14 protein-coding genes are annotated in these 16007 nt (G+C 66.3%); 4 read left to right on the forward strand and 10 right to left on the reverse strand.

What is annotated here, in order from left to right; genetic code table 11:
- Positions 1–44: 44 nt before the first annotated feature.
- The 4 genes from AC0B44_RS14815 to AC0B44_RS14830 form a co-directional block, all read right to left on the reverse strand.
- Positions 45–1241, reverse strand: a complete 1197-nt coding sequence (locus tag AC0B44_RS14815) for an SNIPE associated domain-containing protein (protein ID WP_471903598.1) — start codon at positions 1239–1241, stop codon at positions 45–47.
- On the reverse strand, positions 1238–2506 hold the full coding sequence (locus AC0B44_RS14820) for a hypothetical protein (RefSeq protein WP_471903599.1): 1269 nt from the start codon (positions 2504–2506) through the stop codon (positions 1238–1240). Before AC0B44_RS14820 ends, AC0B44_RS14815 begins: the two co-directional genes overlap by 4 nt.
- A gap of 104 nt (positions 2507–2610) precedes the next feature.
- On the reverse strand, positions 2611–3288 hold the full coding sequence (locus AC0B44_RS14825) for a response regulator (RefSeq protein ID WP_471903600.1): 678 nt from the start codon (positions 3286–3288) through the stop codon (positions 2611–2613).
- An 11-nt stretch (positions 3289–3299) separates the two neighbouring features.
- Positions 3300–4463 (reverse strand): histidine kinase, encoded by a 1164-nt coding sequence (locus tag AC0B44_RS14830; protein WP_471903641.1) that lies wholly within the window; start codon positions 4461–4463, stop codon positions 3300–3302.
- Between the two features lie 151 nt (positions 4464–4614).
- Between AC0B44_RS14830 and AC0B44_RS14835 the strand changes: the two genes are divergently transcribed.
- Entirely contained in the window at positions 4615–5280 is a 666-nt protein-coding gene (locus AC0B44_RS14835; protein WP_471903601.1) for a hypothetical protein, read from the forward strand.
- The gene (locus AC0B44_RS14840; protein ID WP_471903602.1) at positions 5253–6671 is read left to right on the forward strand and encodes an alpha/beta-hydrolase family protein; all 1419 of its coding nucleotides are present in this window, start codon (positions 5253–5255) and stop codon (positions 6669–6671) included. The genes AC0B44_RS14835 and AC0B44_RS14840 overlap by 28 nt, the downstream gene beginning before the upstream one ends.
- Before the next feature lie 64 nt (positions 6672–6735).
- On the opposite strand, the gene gatA is transcribed toward AC0B44_RS14840, so the two are convergent.
- Together gatA and gatC are read right to left on the reverse strand one after the other, a co-directional pair.
- Positions 6736–8211, reverse strand: coding sequence for an Asp-tRNA(Asn)/Glu-tRNA(Gln) amidotransferase subunit GatA (gene gatA, locus AC0B44_RS14845; protein WP_471903603.1), 1476 nt, complete (start codon positions 8209–8211; stop codon positions 6736–6738).
- Positions 8208–8507, reverse strand: coding sequence for an Asp-tRNA(Asn)/Glu-tRNA(Gln) amidotransferase subunit GatC (gene gatC / locus AC0B44_RS14850; RefSeq protein ID WP_471903604.1), 300 nt, complete (start codon positions 8505–8507; stop codon positions 8208–8210). Before gatC ends, gatA begins: the two co-directional genes overlap by 4 nt.
- Before the next feature lie 316 nt (positions 8508–8823).
- Between gatC and AC0B44_RS14855 the strand changes: the two genes are divergently transcribed.
- The gene (locus AC0B44_RS14855) at positions 8824–9474 is read left to right on the forward strand and encodes an ACT domain-containing protein (RefSeq protein WP_471903642.1); all 651 of its coding nucleotides are present in this window, start codon (positions 8824–8826) and stop codon (positions 9472–9474) included.
- Between the two features lie 23 nt (positions 9475–9497).
- On the opposite strand, the gene AC0B44_RS14860 is transcribed toward AC0B44_RS14855, so the two are convergent.
- A complete protein-coding gene (locus tag AC0B44_RS14860; protein ID WP_471903605.1) occupies positions 9498–9863 on the reverse strand; it encodes a VOC family protein in 366 nt (121 codons plus the stop codon).
- A 109-nt stretch (positions 9864–9972) separates the two neighbouring features.
- Here AC0B44_RS14860 and AC0B44_RS14865 point away from each other — a divergent pair, with 109 nt between their 5' ends.
- Positions 9973–10935: a helix-turn-helix transcriptional regulator gene (locus AC0B44_RS14865; protein WP_471903606.1), complete on the forward strand. Its 963-nt coding sequence runs from the start codon at positions 9973–9975 to the stop codon at positions 10933–10935.
- Between the two features lie 12 nt (positions 10936–10947).
- On the opposite strand, the gene AC0B44_RS14870 is transcribed toward AC0B44_RS14865, so the two are convergent.
- The 3 genes from AC0B44_RS14870 to ligA form a co-directional block, all read right to left on the reverse strand.
- Entirely contained in the window at positions 10948–12933 is a 1986-nt protein-coding gene (locus AC0B44_RS14870; RefSeq protein ID WP_471903607.1) for a YhgE/Pip family protein, read from the reverse strand.
- A 2-nt stretch (positions 12934–12935) separates the two neighbouring features.
- Entirely contained in the window at positions 12936–13667 is a 732-nt protein-coding gene (locus tag AC0B44_RS14875) for an ATP-binding cassette domain-containing protein (RefSeq protein ID WP_471903608.1), read from the reverse strand.
- Positions 13668–13919: 252 nt separating this feature from the next.
- Positions 13920–16007, reverse strand: a complete 2088-nt coding sequence (gene ligA, locus AC0B44_RS14880) for an NAD-dependent DNA ligase LigA (protein ID WP_471903609.1) — start codon at positions 16005–16007, stop codon at positions 13920–13922.

Genomic DNA, 16007 nt, shown 5'->3' on the forward strand with positions numbered 1-16007 from the left:
GTCGAATGGACTTCGTTCCGCCCTGCCATCCTGCCCGCTGCGCACTAGGACGGCACGCCGCGCCAATACCGCTTCGATTGGAAGTACTGCGTAGCCTCAGGGTTGGTGTTGTATTCCAGCAAGTTGCCGACCTTCGTCATCAAAACATCACGAACTTGCTCCGGCGTGGCAAAGAAAAACTCACGGCGTAGGTTCGCGTGATTCATCCGGCGTTCCGCGAACTCCTTGTGTAACTCGTTCTCCAGTGCGACCGCATCGTCCGAAAAGTACAGCGCATGTACATCGAACGGAAACGGCACCGAAGCGCCGCCCAATTCACGAACTCGATCGAGGGGGTCCAACCTGCGCGTGAGTCCGATCTTGACAACGTTTCGACCGAAAGCTCCAATGTTCGAGATCACGTATACATAACCCGCTCGTATATTCGCCGCACGATAGTCGTTGTCTGTGATCAAGGCGTCGATGCGGTCGATCTCAGCTTCTGCAGCTGCCCGCCCAGCCGGATCGGCGATACGGGCGAGGATGTTTCGGTAGTGCTCGCGCTCCTTATCGAGTTCCTGCCGCCTGAGGGCAAGTTCCTGTTCCAGTTTGCGCTCCTCGCGAAGTCGCTCTCGAGCCTCCCGAGCAGCTTCGCGCTCTTCACTTACCTTCATCTGGTAATCAGCAGTCAGTTCTAGTTCTGCAACACGCAGTCGGTGGTAGTCGCCACTGATTCGCATCTGCATGGTCGCTCCGAGGGAAGCGATATCGTCCGCTGCCTTGCTGAGGCGCTTCAGCGCCGTATGGAGATTTCCCGCCCTGATCCCACGCACACAGTTCTCCGCTTCCGCGTTGTATGCGCGCAACATCAATTTGCTCAAATCCTTAGTTAGTCTCCGGCCTTCAGCTAATGAATTGTTGAAGCTGAATTGCTTCCCCACTTCTATCGCTCTGCCTGACGTAATTTCGGACCGAATTCTCTCCCGTAGGTCTTTCAGGCGATCCTGGTAAGCAGCCGCGTTCTCCAGGGGATGATGATACTCGTAGAGACCCACTTCTTGGAGTACGAGGGCATCATCCAGGGTGACCACACGATCGTCAAAACCGGCATCTTCGGTTTTCGGACGTCTCGGAGGTTCGGCATCTCGAGCAGACAGTTGCGCACTCAAGTCGGAAACGCGATCAACCAGTTCAGCCGCCTCCCGCTCCTTGGCAATCAAGGTACGCCGGAGTGCAGTAATGATCTCCTGCGCGTCGGTCACCCTCGCACGCCCCCTTCACTCAGAGAAACCAAGCCGTATGGATTCTTCGACACGGCCGCGCACAGGTGCTTCAAAGTCTGCGCGGGATCTATTCGCGATAGGTCCAACGCAATAAAGGACTCGCGGTCGACCGCGAGCTGCAGTAGCGCCACTGTGGCTTGGTGTCCAGTCGCTGGATCGATCGCCTCCGTTACCACCGTAAGCGAGATGGCATCGATGACTGCTTCCCGGTCGGCCTCGAATACCTCGTGTGCGGTCCGCAACGCTACCTTGTGCACAGCACTGTTGTAGCGCCGTTTGAGCTCAGTTGCGGATAGCTGGGTGCGAACGAGGTCGTCGGCGGCTTTCGCGTAGCGGACCGATTTTACGGAGGGAAAGTCCTCCGGCGCAGGCACCCGGACCGAAACCACGAGTTCCCGGTCATTGGCACGATAACTGTACTCATGATCGACGTCGAAGCACTCGGGATAAGCAGAGTTCGCCAAGACGATGCCGACGTACTCCTCCAACGCAGCCCGGTCCCGTTCACGCAATCCTGCAATCAGTTTCTCGAGGTTGTCGTTAGCCAGGCGTGCTGCGTGAATGCGGTGTTCGTCGGCGGACCGGTGTGCTTGCCGTTCTCCGTCTAGTCGTTGGAAGCGTTCACGTTCCTGTTCACGCCAGCCCGCTCGGATCGCAGCGTTTCGATGCAGCGACTCAAGGAACGCGGTCCACCACCCGCTCATCTGAACTCGATATTGTTCCTCAGCAGCCGCCAATTCGTTTGCATATCTCCGATTTCCGCCGAACGCAGCTCCCACTCCGGAGGGTCGGTTCGGCGGAACGAACCGCGGTGAATCCGGGAGAGCGTAGTAGCGAGGTCGCGGGGTCGGCGTCGATAGCTGATCGGACGGACAGAAAGTCTCCGCCTCGACTGATTGCCGTAGTGACGACAAATCGACCCAGTCGTCCACATCGAGGGTCGCGGCCAACAGATTGTCGATTTCCTGAAGCTGCGCACTCGCCAACGCGTTTTCCTCGGCCGCCTGCGCTTCACGCTGCGCTACGTAGGCAGCCTTGGCTTCCCGGTCCAAACGCACACGGTCAGCAGCGGCGGCGCGCTGCGCGGCAGCTTGAGCGCGCTCCTGTTCACGCACGGCTCTTTGCCTTGCAGCTACGGCCTGATTGTGCTCACGGTTCGCGATCCTTTGCTGCTGCGCCTGTCTCTGGGCCGCCAAGCGTTGCTGGTGCTGCAGTTCGGCAAGAAAGCCTCGTCGTCGTGCCATACCCCTTGAATACACGAGAAGTCTGTCAATAGGCGATCGGTAACCACACAAGCTGCCGGGGTGCGGGCTCTCCTCCTGGTCGGTTTGTCTCCCCTGCACGTTCTCTATCCGGGGGTGACCAGTCCCGACTCGTAGGCGATGACCACGGCCTGCGCGCGATCACGCAGGTGGAGCTTGCCGAGAACCTTGCCGACATGCGTCTTGACCGTCTGCTCGGCCACGAACAACCGCTCGGCGATCTCGGTGTTCGACAATCCGTGCGCGATCAGTTCGAGAACCTCGAGTTCCCGGGGCGTCAGGACGTCGAGAGCGCTGTCGCGTCCTCGCCGCGACGAGCGACGTCGCGTGACGTCGGCGATGAGTCGCCGCGTCACCGTCGGCGCGAGCAGCGCTTCCCCCTCCGCCACCACCCGCACGGCCCGGACCAGTTCTTCGGCCGGTGCGTCCTTGAGGAGGAACCCGCTCGCGCCCATTCCCAGCGCTTCGTACACGTAGTCGTCGAGGTCGAACGTCGTGAGCATGAGCACCCGGGATCGCGGCTCGCGGGTGTCGGAGAGGATGAGCCGTGCCGCGTCCAAGCCGTTCATCTCGGGCATGCGCACGTCCATGAGGACGACGTCGGGCCGCAGGCGTGCCACTTCCGCGACCGCGACCCTGCCGTCGGGGGCATCGCCGAGGACGCTGATGTCGGCCTGCGCCGCGAGCAGCGCGCCGAAGCCCTGACGCACCATGGCTTGGTCGTCGGCGATGAATACGGTGATGGGCTTGCGGGATTCGATCATCGGGCGTCAGCCTAGGCCGGACGAGTCGGCAGCACCGCCCGCACCTCGAATCCGCCGTCGTTTCGCGGATGAGCAACCAGGTGTCCGCCGACCGCCGTGGCTCGTTCCGCCATGCCCCGGATGCCGTTGCCTCCACCGTGGTCGGGGGTGGATCCACCGCGTTCTCCGGGTCCGTTCATGACGGAGACGGTCACGGTACCCACCTCCCAGTCGATACGGGCCTCCACGTCTGCGCCGGAGGCGTGCCGGGCACTGTTGGCCAGGGATTCCTGCAGGATCCGGTACATCGTCAAGCCCACGCCGTCGGTGACGCCGGACGGCGAGCCCGTCGTGGCGGTCTCGAGGCGGACGCCGGCACGCCGGGACGCGTCGAACAGGTCGTCGATCCGGTCGAGACCGGGCTGGGGTGCGTTCTCGGGCAGTTCACCGTCGCTGCGCAGCACGCCGAGCAGACTCCGGACGTCGTTGAGGGCTTCCCGAGCGGTGGTACCTATCGATGCGAACTCGGTGCGTGCCTCGTCGCTCATGTCGGGGAGTCGATAGGGGGCGCTCTGCGCCTGCACGACGATCATCGACATGTGGTGGGCCACGATGTCGTGCAATTCCCGGGCGATGTGCGCCTTCTCCTCGAGAATCGCTCGCCGGGCGCGCTCGAGTTCGCTGACCTCTTCGACGTGGGCGAGTTGCCGACGCGAGATCACGAGCCAGCGCACGAGCAGTCCGAACGCGACGATCGCGGTGATACCGATCGCCCATCCCCACCCGTCGTTGCCGGGCACGAAAGCGAAGAAGAGCGCGACGGTCGCGATCCACACCCCCAGCACGACGCGGATCGTCTCCCGGATGGCGACAGCGGCGACGAGTACGAGGATCACGATGATGTGCACGACCTGCCACGGGTATTCGAACCCGCCGATACGGTCGAAGGCGATCGGTACGACGAGAGCGGTCGCGGCGGTCAGTGCCCAGCCCAAGGCCGGCCATGTCCACACCAGCAGCATCGGGAACACCGCGGCGGCGGACACCAGCGGCATCACCGGTGGTGTGACGTCGTGGGTGAGGTGCAGGGTGGGCCAGGCGACGGCGTAGAGGATCAGCGTCACGGAGACGACACCGATGGTGCTCCAGTGCCTCCGGCCGAACTGCACGGTGGCTTTCATTCCCGACGACGGCATCTTCTTCACGCGTTCACGCTAGGACGACCGGTCTCACCTGTCCTCATACCTGAGAGTGAGATCCGAGTGGCTTTCCGGTAGCCGACGACCCCGGCCGAACCCCTCCTCCGGGTGATCCGCATACGGGTACTCCGTTCCTAGCGTCGCCGCCATGACATTGCGATCGGTGTTCCGCCGGGGTGCGGCCGTCCTCCTGTTGTGCGGAGCGGCGGCGTTGTGTGTGGGTGCGATGCGGCTCGCCGCGCTCGGGTCGTTGCCCGCCGCAACCGCGGCGCTGCCGGCGAGCGAGACCACCACCTCCGATAACACCGCCTCGGCCGTCCACGCTCTCGCGACCGATGACACCGCTGTAGCGAGAGCCGAACTCCCGGCGGGCTTCGCAACCGCGATGGGGTATTCCCCGGTGACCGAACCGGGGTTCACGTCGGAGGAGGTACTCGTCGACCCGCTAGGGGACTGCTCCTCACCCGTCCCACTCCCCGCGAGTTTCGAAACAGCCTGCCGCACACATGATCTCGGATACGACCTGCTGCGGTATGCGCGGGACACCGGTGAGGAACTGGGACCGGACGCGCGACGCGAACTGGATACGATGCTCGCGCGCCACCTGCGTGCGGCCTGCGAATCGGAATCCACCCGCGGTGACATCGCGTGTTATCCCGCCGCTCACATCGCCACCCTGTTCGTGCGTCTCAATTCGTGGCGGCAGGGCTACCGCATCCCGATCTCCGAATCTTCTGCTCCGCTGATGATTCCCGGCGTTCTGGGCGCCGGAATCATCGCGTGGACGTGGATGTCACGAAGGGCACGCCGATGACCATCCTCACCCGCAACCCCGCCGGTGAATCTGTTCCGCCGTCCTCCCCCGGCGCCGCGCAGCGCCTGCGTCACGCCCTCACCGCGTCGGCACCGCGACTCGGGACGAGCTTCGCTATCACTGTGGCACTGGGGTTTTCGCTCGCACCGTCGCTGCTTCCGCGCACTTCCTCCACGCAGGGGACGGTGTGCGGACTGACGATCGTGCTGGCGCTGGCGATACTGGCAGCGGTGCGACGCCTGCGCACTCGACGGGGGGCACCGGCGTCGGTCGAGGCCGAGGTCCGTTACCTCGCCGCCGCGGTCGCCGCCGCATCCGTCGTAGTGGCCGGGACCGGTGCACACCACTGGCAGAACGCGCTTCGAGAGACCATGGGGCAGGCACCGATCGGGCTGCGCTACTGGCTCGAAGTGTCCGCCACCACGACCGTCGTCGCCGCAGTACTGATCTTCACCGGACGGGCGATCCGGGCGATCGTCACGCACCGGAACGGCCGCAGGATCGCCGCAACCGTCGTCTCCGGCGCTCTCGCAGCATGGTTCGTGTTCGGGTCGGCCCTTCTCCGCCCGGCGCCGGGCGACGCGGATCCCGCCGCCGCCGAACCGCTCCCGGCCGCTGCCGGAGTGTCGGGCTCGGAGGACTCCCTCGTGGGATGGGACACGCTCGGACGCGAAGGCCGGCGTTTCGTGTCGATCGCGTCCACCGGTTCTGCCGTCCGCACCTACGTCGGTCTCGACTCCGCACCCGATGTCGCGTCGCGGGCCGCGCTGGCCGTCCGGGAGTTGGAACGCTCCGGCGGTTTCGACCGCGCGCATCTCGTCCTCGCGGTTCCCACCGGATCGGGGTGGGTGGATGCGCAGGCAGTCGAGGGATTCGAGGCGCAGTGGGGCGACGACGTCGCGATCGTGGCCCAGCAGTACTCGGACGCGCCGAGCTGGATGGCGTTCCTCACCGACCGCGACGCGGCCTCCGACTCGGCCCGTGCACTCGGCGACGCGGTCCGCGCACACCTCGAGACGCTGCCTCCGTCGGACCGGCCCGAATTGCACGTCTACGGGCAGAGTCTCGGTGCTTCCGGCGCCGCAGCGGCAGTGCCGGACACCGAACCGGGATCGTGCGCCACCCTGCTGGCCGGTCCCCCGGCCGGGACACGCATTCCCGGCGGGACCGTCCTGGCGAACACCTCGGATCCGGTGGTGTGGTGGGAGCCCTCGCTGCTGTGGTCGCCCCCGGATCTGTCACACGCACGGGTCGACGCGCCCTTGCCTGTCTGGTTGCCGGTGGTCACCTTCGCGCACGCGACCGTGGACCTGCTGACCGCGCTGGAAGCCTCGCCCGGGCACGGTCACCGGTACGGGCAGGACCAAGCCACGTGCACCTCCCAGACGTGACAGAACACGACCCGCAGGTTCCGCGAACGGGACCTGCGGGTCGTGTGGGGTGTAGCTCGGGCGCTCAGGCCACGATCGGGCCGCGCGCCGCCTCGAAGGCCGCGCCCACGCGGTAGAGCCGCTCGTCGGCGAGCGCGGGTGCCATGATCTGGAGCCCGACGGGAAGACCGTCCTCGGCGGACAGGCCCGACGGCACCGACATCGCGCAATGGCCGGCCAGGTTGGTCGGCAGCGTGCACAGGTCGGACAGGTACATCGCGAGCGGATCGTCGACCTTCTCGCCCAGCTTCCACGGGGTGAACGGGCTCGTCGGCGACACCAGCACGTCGACCTGCTCGTAGGCCTTGTCGAAGTCCTGCGCGATGAGACGACGCACCTTCAACGCCTGACCGTAGTAGGCCTCGTAGTAGCCGGAGGACAATGCGTAGGTGCCGATCATGATGCGGCGCTTGACTTCCTTGCCGAACCCGGCAGCGCGGGTGGCCGCCATGACCTGGTCGGCGCTCATCGTGCCGTCGTCCACGCGCATGCCGTACCGCATCGCGTCGAAACGGGCGAGGTTGGACGAGACCTCCGACGGGAGGATCAGGTAGTACGAAGCGAGCGCGTACTCGAAGTTCGGGCACGACACCTCGACAACCTCGGCACCGAGTTTCGTCAGGGTCTCGACGGCCGCATCGAACGACGTGATCACACCGGGGTTGTAGCTGTCGGAGTGCAGTTCCTTGACGACACCGACCCGCAGTCCGGACAGGTCACCGTCGGCACCGCGGCGGGCAGCCTCGACGACCGGGCGCACCGCGGCCTCGACCGAGGTGGAGTCGCGCGGGTCGTGCCCGGCGATCACTTCGTGCAGCAGCGCGGTGTCGAGGACGGTGCGGCCGCACGGGCCACCTTGATCCAGCGACGACGCGCACGCGACCAGGCCGTACCGGGACACGGTGCCGTAGGTGGGTTTGGTGCCGACCGTCGCGGTCACTGCGGCGGGCTGACGAATGGAGCCACCGGTGTCGGTGCCGATCGCCAGCGGCGCCTGGTAGGACGCGAGCGCAGCCGCGGAGCCGCCGCCCGATCCGCCCGGGATGCGATCGGTGTCCCACGGGTTGCGGGTCGGACCGTATGCCGAGTTCTCGGTCGACGAACCCATGGCGAACTCGTCCATGTTCGTCTTGCCGAGGATGGGGATACCGGCCTGCCGCAGCTTGGTGGTCAGCGTCGCGTCGTACGGCGACACCCAACCCTCGAGGATCTTCGAGCCACAGGTTGTCGGCATGTCGGTGGTGGTGAAGACGTCCTTGAGCGCGATCGGGACCCCGGCGAGCGGGGACGCCGGCTTCTCGCCTGCGGCGACAGCGCGGTCGACCTCGCCCGCAGCCGCGAGCGCTTGCTCGCCCGCCACGTGCAGGAAGGCGTTGTAGTTGCCGTCGACGGCCTCGATGCGGTCCAGGTGTGCCCGGGTGACCTCGACGGACGACAGGTCGCCCGCGTGGATCCGCTCGGCGAGGGTGGCGGCGTCGAGTCGTGTGACGTCGGTGCTCATTCGCCCTCTCCCAGGATCTGCGGGACGGAGAACCGTCCTTCTTCGACGAGCGGAGCACCCGACAACGCCTGCTCGGGCGAGAGTCCGGGGACCACCTCGTCCGGACGGGTCACGTTGGTGACGGCGTTCGGGTTCGCCATCGGCGCGACATCGTCCGCGGCCACCTCCGACACCGCCTTGACATGGCTGAGGATCGAATCAAGCTGGCCGGCGAACTCGTCGAGTTCGGCGTCGGTCAGCGCGAGCCGGGACAACCGGGCGAGGTGCGCGACCTCGTCACGGGAGATGGCAGGCACCGTAGGTGGCCCCTTTCCGATGGGAATTGAACTTCCCGTCCAGGGTAATGCGTGGCCGAAGCGGACGTGCAGTCGGTTCGATCCGTCCCGGGTGCCGCTCGATCCGGTCGTGCCCTGTTTCGGGCATACAAACGAATTGTTGCAATCTTGTGAAGTGCACGTCCACGACCGGGCATTTTCGTTCCCGGTCGCCGAATCTTGTGATCTGCGGTCACAATCGGCGCGCGGCGGGTGGAAAGATGTGCTGCGCCGGGGGGCGCGACGCGCTTCCCGGGTCGACGTGCGGAACGTCGGCATGTTCTGGGAAAGGACGTACGTGTCGTATCTGTTGCGTGTCCGGCTGCCCGACCGCCCCGGTAGCCTCGGCGCGCTGGCGTTGGCCCTCGGTTCCGTCGGAGCGGACATCCTGTCCCTCGATGTCGTCGAACGTGGCACGGATTACGCGATCGACGACATCGTCGTGGATGTCGATCCCCGCACGCTGCCCGACACGCTGCTCACGGCCGCGGAGTCGCTCGACGGTGTGACGGTCGATTCCATCAGGCCGTACGCCGGCATTCTCGACACCCACCGCGAACTCGAACTGATCGATCACGTCGCCGCAGCACGGGACGACCGGCTCCAGGTATTGGTCGACGGCGCACCCCGCGTGCTGCGGGTCGGGTGGGCGACCGTGCTGGGCATCGGCGCGCACGGCATCTTCCGGATCGCGGGCAGCGCCGGTGCTCCCGAGACGCACCTGGACCATGTCCCGTGGATGCCGCTCGAGAAGTCGACTCTGCTCGACCACGACGCCGACTGGGTGCCGGGCCTGTGGCGCGACATGAACACGATGCTGGCCGCGGCACCGCTCGGCGCACCCGACCGGGTGCTCGTCCTCGGCCGGCCGGGCGGTCCGGAGTTCCGGCCGTCCGAGATCGCGCGGATCGGTTACCTCGCCGGGATCATCGGCACCGTTCTCTCCTAGGTGCCCTCGGTGGCGGGCGGGGGTCAGTCCACCGGCGAGACGCGGATGAGGTTGCCGTCCGGATCGGTGACCACGAACGTGCGGCCGAACACGTCGTCGTGCGGTTCTTCCGCCACGTGGACACCCGCGGCACTCCAGCGGGCGTAGATTTCGTCGACCGCCGACGCCGAGCCGGGGACCATGAGCCCGACTTCAAAGGTGCGCGGGGTACCCGGAACCGCGTACTCGCTACGGCCGGTCCACAGTGCGAACAAGACGCCGGGAGCAGCCTCGAACGCGACGTACCGTGGGCTGGTGAAGACCGGTTCGATGTCGAACAGCTTGCGGTAGAAGGTCGTGGCGGCGGCGGCATCACGCACATAGATCAAGAACAGGTTGGGTGCGGGCATGACACTCCTCGGGTCGGTGATGTGCGGCACCCCCTCGGGCGCCGTGCCATCTCAGAACACCCGCCAATGACGACAAGTCCTGTCACCTTTTTTGCGAAGATGGGCCGGGATGAAATCTTCCAGGCTGCTCCGCTTGCTGCTGATCCTCCAGACCCACGGGCGCGTCACCACAAGTGAACTCGCGCGGCGTCTCGAAGTGTCACGGCGCACGGTGTTGCGCGACGTCGACGCGCTGTCGGCTGCCGGAGTGCCGGTCTATGCCGAACGGGGACGCCACGGCGGAGTCGTTCTGTTACCGGGCTCGCGTCTCAACGCCTCCCATCTGGACCCCGCGGAGTTGGAAGCGTTGTCCGTCGCGGGATTGGACAGCAACCAACTCGACCGGCTGGGTCTCGCCGAAGCGCATCGGATGGCCGCACACAAGATCGGCGCCCGGCAGGCCGCCCCCGGGAGTCCCCCGGACCTGCCTCGGCTCGCGGATCTCGTTGCGGTCGACAACACCGCCTGGATGTCGGACCACTCGTCCCCCGGAGTGGATGTCGCCGATCTCGCCCTGAGCCTGCGCAGTCGGCGTCGGCTGCGAATTCGCTACCGTCGCAGCGCCGATCGTCGAGCGACGACACGTGTGGTCGACCCCTACGGCCTCGCCACCAAATCGGGCCGTTGGTATCTCGTCGCCGACGACAGCGGAAGGGCCCGGCTGTTCGCGCTGGACCGGCTCGAGGCATACGAACTCCTCCCCGACGCCGCCAGGCTTCGAGCCGGGCAGAGCCTCCGCACGGTGTGGGCCGAGTCGAGAGAGCGCACCGAGACGCCCGGGCCGGTGACGATCACGGTTCGTCTCCGCGCGAGCCGCCTCGACCTCGCGCGACGCATCCTCGGCATGCGCATCCAGGATGTCGCTGCCGCGGAGGGTGATTGGTGTATCGCCACCCTCCGCTATCCCGATATCGAGTCGGTGCGCCAGCTCCTCCAGTTCGCCGATCACATCGAGATACTCGGCCCCGACGCAGCACGCGAACGCGTCCACCGTCTCGCCGCCGACCTCGCCGCGAGGCATACGCCGACCTGAACGCCGCGGAGGTCAGACCTCGACCGGCGGGTACAGCCGTTCCATCGTGTACCGCCGGTTGCGCCGGACCGCGAGAGCACTTGCCGTGAGCGAGACGAACAGGAGCCCGACCAGGACCGCGATCGACTCCCACAGGCGCGAGTCGACCTGATCGGCGACAGTGAGCTGCCGCAAACCCTCGACGGTGTAGGTCATCGGGTCGAAGGGATGGATGTACTGGAACGGTTTGGCGGTGGTGGGCACCGGATAGATACCGCCGGCCGAAACCAGTTGCAGCATCAGGAAAGCCAGCGTGACGACGCGTCCGACCGCGGTGCCGAACACCGCGTTGAACGCCTGGATCAACGCCAGATACGTCGCCGAGACGAGCATCAGGAACAGGATCGTGCCGCCGAGGTGCCGGACATCGAGACCGACGCCGAAGTGCACCACCGCGTACATGACCAGCGCCTGCAGGATGCCCACGAGCAGAGCCGGCCAGTACGACGCGAAGACGGTGCGGTACAACCCGACTCCCCCGACCGTCGGCCGGGATTGCAACGGCGTCAGGAGCATCCACGTGATGATGCCGCCGACGAACAACGCCAGAGAGAGGAAGAAGGGAGCGAATCCGGTGCCGAACGTCGACGCCAGGTTGTCGTAGTCCTGCTTCAACGCAACCGGCGACGCCAGAGTATCGGCGGTCGCGTTGCGCTGCTCGTCCGTCCAGCTGGGCACCTCTCCTGCACCCTTCGACAGTTGCTGGGCCAGTTCGTCCGAGCCCGACTGCAACCGCTCCATCCCCGACGACAACTGTCCGGCACCGTCGGCGAGACGGAAACTTCCGTCCGTCAGCTCGATCAGTCCCGAGTTCAGCGTCCCCGCGCCGGAACTCAATTCGTCCACGCCGTTGCGCAACTGCTCCACATCCGACGCCAGATCACCGCTCTGCAGCAACGCGAGCCCGCTCTGGAGGGGACTGTTCGGGTCGAGCAGTTCGTATTCGACAGCTTGTGCTTCACCTTGCAGGCGCACGATTTCCGCGCGCAACGCTTCGGCGTCCGTCTGCACCTGCTGCGCGGTGAGCGGACCCAGTACGGCAAGGGCCTGCTGGGCGAGGGGATCGTTACTCTGGCCCAGCACGTCGACGACCGTTTGCAGCGCCGACCCTGCCGCGGCTTCGACCGGTTGGGGCACGCGGCTTTCCAGCGCGATGAGCGATTGCCTCAGTTGCGTCACCCGGTCGGCGATATCGGTCGGTGCGCCACTGTTCAGGAAGCCGAGCAGCGGATCGGCGACGCCGTCCACAGCGGTAGCGAGTTCGTTCGCACCGGTTGCCAACCGGGCCGATCCGTCACGGGCGGTGACGAGGTTGTCGGCGAGTTCGCGCGAACCCGAGGTGAGCTGGTCTGCTCCGCTCTTGGCCGTGTCGATCCCGTTGGCGAGTGTTCCCGCACCGTCTGCCGCCTTCTTCAGGCCGGAACCCGCACTTTCGAGCCCGGTGAGTATCTGTCCGACGCCCTGGGCGCCGATGGTGGCATTGATCTGGTTGATCACCTGCTCGGACGCGTCCTGCCCGATGATGCTGGCGAGGTAGTTGTTGGCGTCGTTGAAGGTGAACACGAGGTTCGCCTTCTCGGGGTTGTCCCCACTGGGAGATTCCACCGCCTCGGTGAAGTTCTCCGGGATGGTCACGGTGTAGTAGTACTTGCCGCTCGCGAGACCGGCGGTGGCCTCGCTCTCCGGTACCTCGGTCAGATCCAGCTTTCCCGAGTCGAGCAGCGATTTGACCACTTGGTCGCCGGCATCGACCTGTTCGCCCGTCGAGGAGCGTCCGCTGTCGTTGTTGACGATCGCCGCGGGGATCTTGTCGACCGCACCGAACGGATTCCAGAACGCCCACAGATACATCGCGCCGTAGAGCAACGGCATGAGGATGATGGTGACGAGCGCGACGCGCGGCATCGTGCCGCGAAAGTACCGTGTGATGTCGCTACCCAGCGAAAACGCAGCCAGCATCGCTACCCCGTCTCGGTCATGACGCCGATATCCCCCGGCCCCAGCAGATCGTGCATGTCCACCAGGGTTCGCACCGCGACACCGGGAGGAATCGGATTCACGTCGGCGGTGATCACCGATTGCGTCTCACCGAGCGCGATGAGCCTCTCGAGGAGAACCGTGCGTTCGGAGTCGTCGGCGATCCTGTCGACCCGCCCGACGACCAGCAGCGGCGGGCGCCGGGTGTTCGCGACCGCGATGCGCAACAGCATCTGCTGAAGTTCCGGCAGATCGTCGACGAAGGCACGCAGGTGCGGGAGTTCGACGTCGCCGAAAACCTCCTCGCACATGTCCGCGACCCCGCCTTCGTCGACCCGCGGCACGAATCGGTACCAGTGCGAATCCCACCGCTTCTGCTCGGTCACCAGGTCGCGCACCGTGACCGAGGGTGGCACCTCGTCGAGTTCGTTCAGACAGGCGATCGCGGAGTGCGCGAACACCTTCCTCGGCTTGTTCTCGTATCCGAGGACGGTGAGCGAACCGCCGGTCAGGCGCATCCGTCCGCACAGCGCCATCAGCAGCGCGGTGCGGGCTGCGCCCGCGGGTGCCGTCAGCACGGCAACTCCACCCTCGTCGATATCGAGGTCGAGCGGACCGAACACATGTCCCCACGGCCCGTCCAGTTCGATGCCCCGCGCCGACACCAGAGTCCCCGGAGCCGGCGCCCACGACGCGCTGGGGTCCGTCACAGACATTTCGACCATCTCCACCCCACGTCTCCGGCGTCGGTAGACCGACGCCTTCGCCTCGGAGGCCGTCGCGCGGGTCGGTCCGTCTCGTAGGAGGGCGACCACCGAAGGACAGGTTCACAGCACGTTCTTATCGATCATGCCTTTGTTCACGCCGACCGAGAGGCGCTTTCCGGGATGTGTCAGGAGATTCGGGCTGTGGCACGGCACAACGGAGGTGAGCGCGGCCGGCCCGCCGGGTGGAACCCGTCCGTCGGGTCAGCCCGCCTCGCGCACGGCGTCGGGGCCCTGTTCGAGCAGAATTCTGAACCCGTCCTCGTCTATCACGGGCACGCCGAGATCGGTCGCCTTGTCGGCCTTCGTACCGGGATTGTCGCCCACCACCACGAATGCGGTCTTCTTGGACACCGAACCGGCCGCCTTGCCGCCCCGCGCCAGAATCGCTTCCTTCGCCTGATCACGCGAGAAGGTCGCGAGCGTGCCCGTGACGACGATCGAGAGACCCTCGAGTGTGCGGGCGATCGACTCGTCGCGTTCGTCTTCCATCCGCACCCCGGCCGCCGCCCACTTGTCGACGATGGCGGAGTGCCAGTCGACCGTGAACCACTCGACGACGGCTGCCGCGATCGTCGGGCCGACGCCCTCGACGGCGGCGAGTTCGTCGACGGACGCCGACTGGATCCGGTCGAGACTGCCGAACTCGGTGGCCAGGGCGCGCGCTGCGGTCGGGCCGACGTGCCGGATCGACAGCGCCACGAGAACGCGCCACAGGGGCTGTTCCTTCGCGTTCGCGAGGTTCTCGAGCAACCGTTCGCTGTTCTTCGACAGCACACCCTTCGACGTGAGGAAGAACGGGGCTTTGCGCAGGTCCTCCTCGGTCAGGGAGAACAGGTCACCCTCGTCGGAGATGATGTTTCCTTCGAGCAGCGCGCTCGCCGCCTCGTACCCGAGCGCTTCGATGTCGAACGCACCGCGACCGGCGACGTGGAACACCCGTTCACGTAGCTGAGCCGGGCAGTTCCGCGAATTCGGGCAGCGCAGGTCGACGTCGGCTTCCTTCGCCGGGGCGAGGGGCGTGCCGCACTCCGGACAGACGTCGGGCATGACGAATTCGCGTTCGCTTCCGTCGCGGAGGTCGACCACGGGGCCGAGAACCTCGGGGATGACATCGCCGGCTTTGCGGATCACCACGGTGTCGCCGATGAGGACGCCTTTACGCACCACCTCCGACGCGTTGTGCAGCGTCGCGAGTGAGACGGTGGATCCGGCGACGGTCACCGGTTCCATGTAGGCGAACGGGGTGACCCGGCCGGTGCGTCCGACGCTGACGCGGATGTCGAGGAGCTTGGTGGTCACCTCCTCCGGCGGGTACTTGTAGGCGATCGCCCAGCGTGGGGCACGCGAGGTGGCTCCGAGGCGGCGATGCAGGCCCATGTCGTCGATCTTCACGACCAGGCCGTCGAGTTCGTGCTCGATGTCGTGCCGGTGTTCGCCCCAGTACCGCATGCGCTCGACGACGGCGTCGGCTCCACGGACGCGGAGGGTGTGCGGCGAGACCGGCAGACCCCACGCGGCGAAGGCGTCGTACGCCTGCGATTGCGATTGCGGCGAGAACCCCTCGATCCGGCCGTACCCGTGGCAGTACATGCGCAACCGGCGCTGCGCGGTGACCGCAGGGTTCTTCTGGCGCAGCGACCCGGCCGCGGAGTTGCGGGGGTTGGCGAACGGCGCCTTTCCCGCGGCGACGAGACCGGCGTTGAGGTTCTGGAAGTCCTCGAGCCGGAAGAACACCTCACCGCGCACCTCGAGCAGCGTCGGGATCGGGTATTCGTCGGTGGCCGTGAGTTTTTCGGGAACCTCGTCGATCGTGCGGGCGTTGAGCGTGACGTCTTCGCCGGTGCGGCCGTCGCCGCGCGTCGCGGCCCGGACGAGACGGCCGTTCTCGTACACGAGACTCAGTGCCACACCGTCGATCTTGACCTCGCACAGGTAATCCGGGTGGGTGCCGGTCTCGGTCTCCGCGCGCGACAGCCAGGCCCTCAGTTCGTCCTCGTCGAAGACGTTGTCGAGGCTGAGCATCGGCTCGAGGTGGCCGACGGCAGTGAAGTCGGTCGCGAATCCGCCGCCGACGAGCTGGGTGGGCGAGTCGGGGGTGCGCAGCTCCGTGTATTGCTCCTCGAGCGCTTGCAGCTCGCCGAGCAGTGCATCGAACTCGCCGTCGGAGATGATCGGCGCGTCGCGCACGTAATAACGGAACTGGTGCTCGCGCACCTGTTCGGCGAGGTCCTGCCAGCGCTCACGCGCCTCGGGCGTTGCGGTGGCGGGCGCGTCCGTCGGTTCACTCAC

The organism is Rhodococcus sp. NPDC019050, from assembly GCF_055664235.1.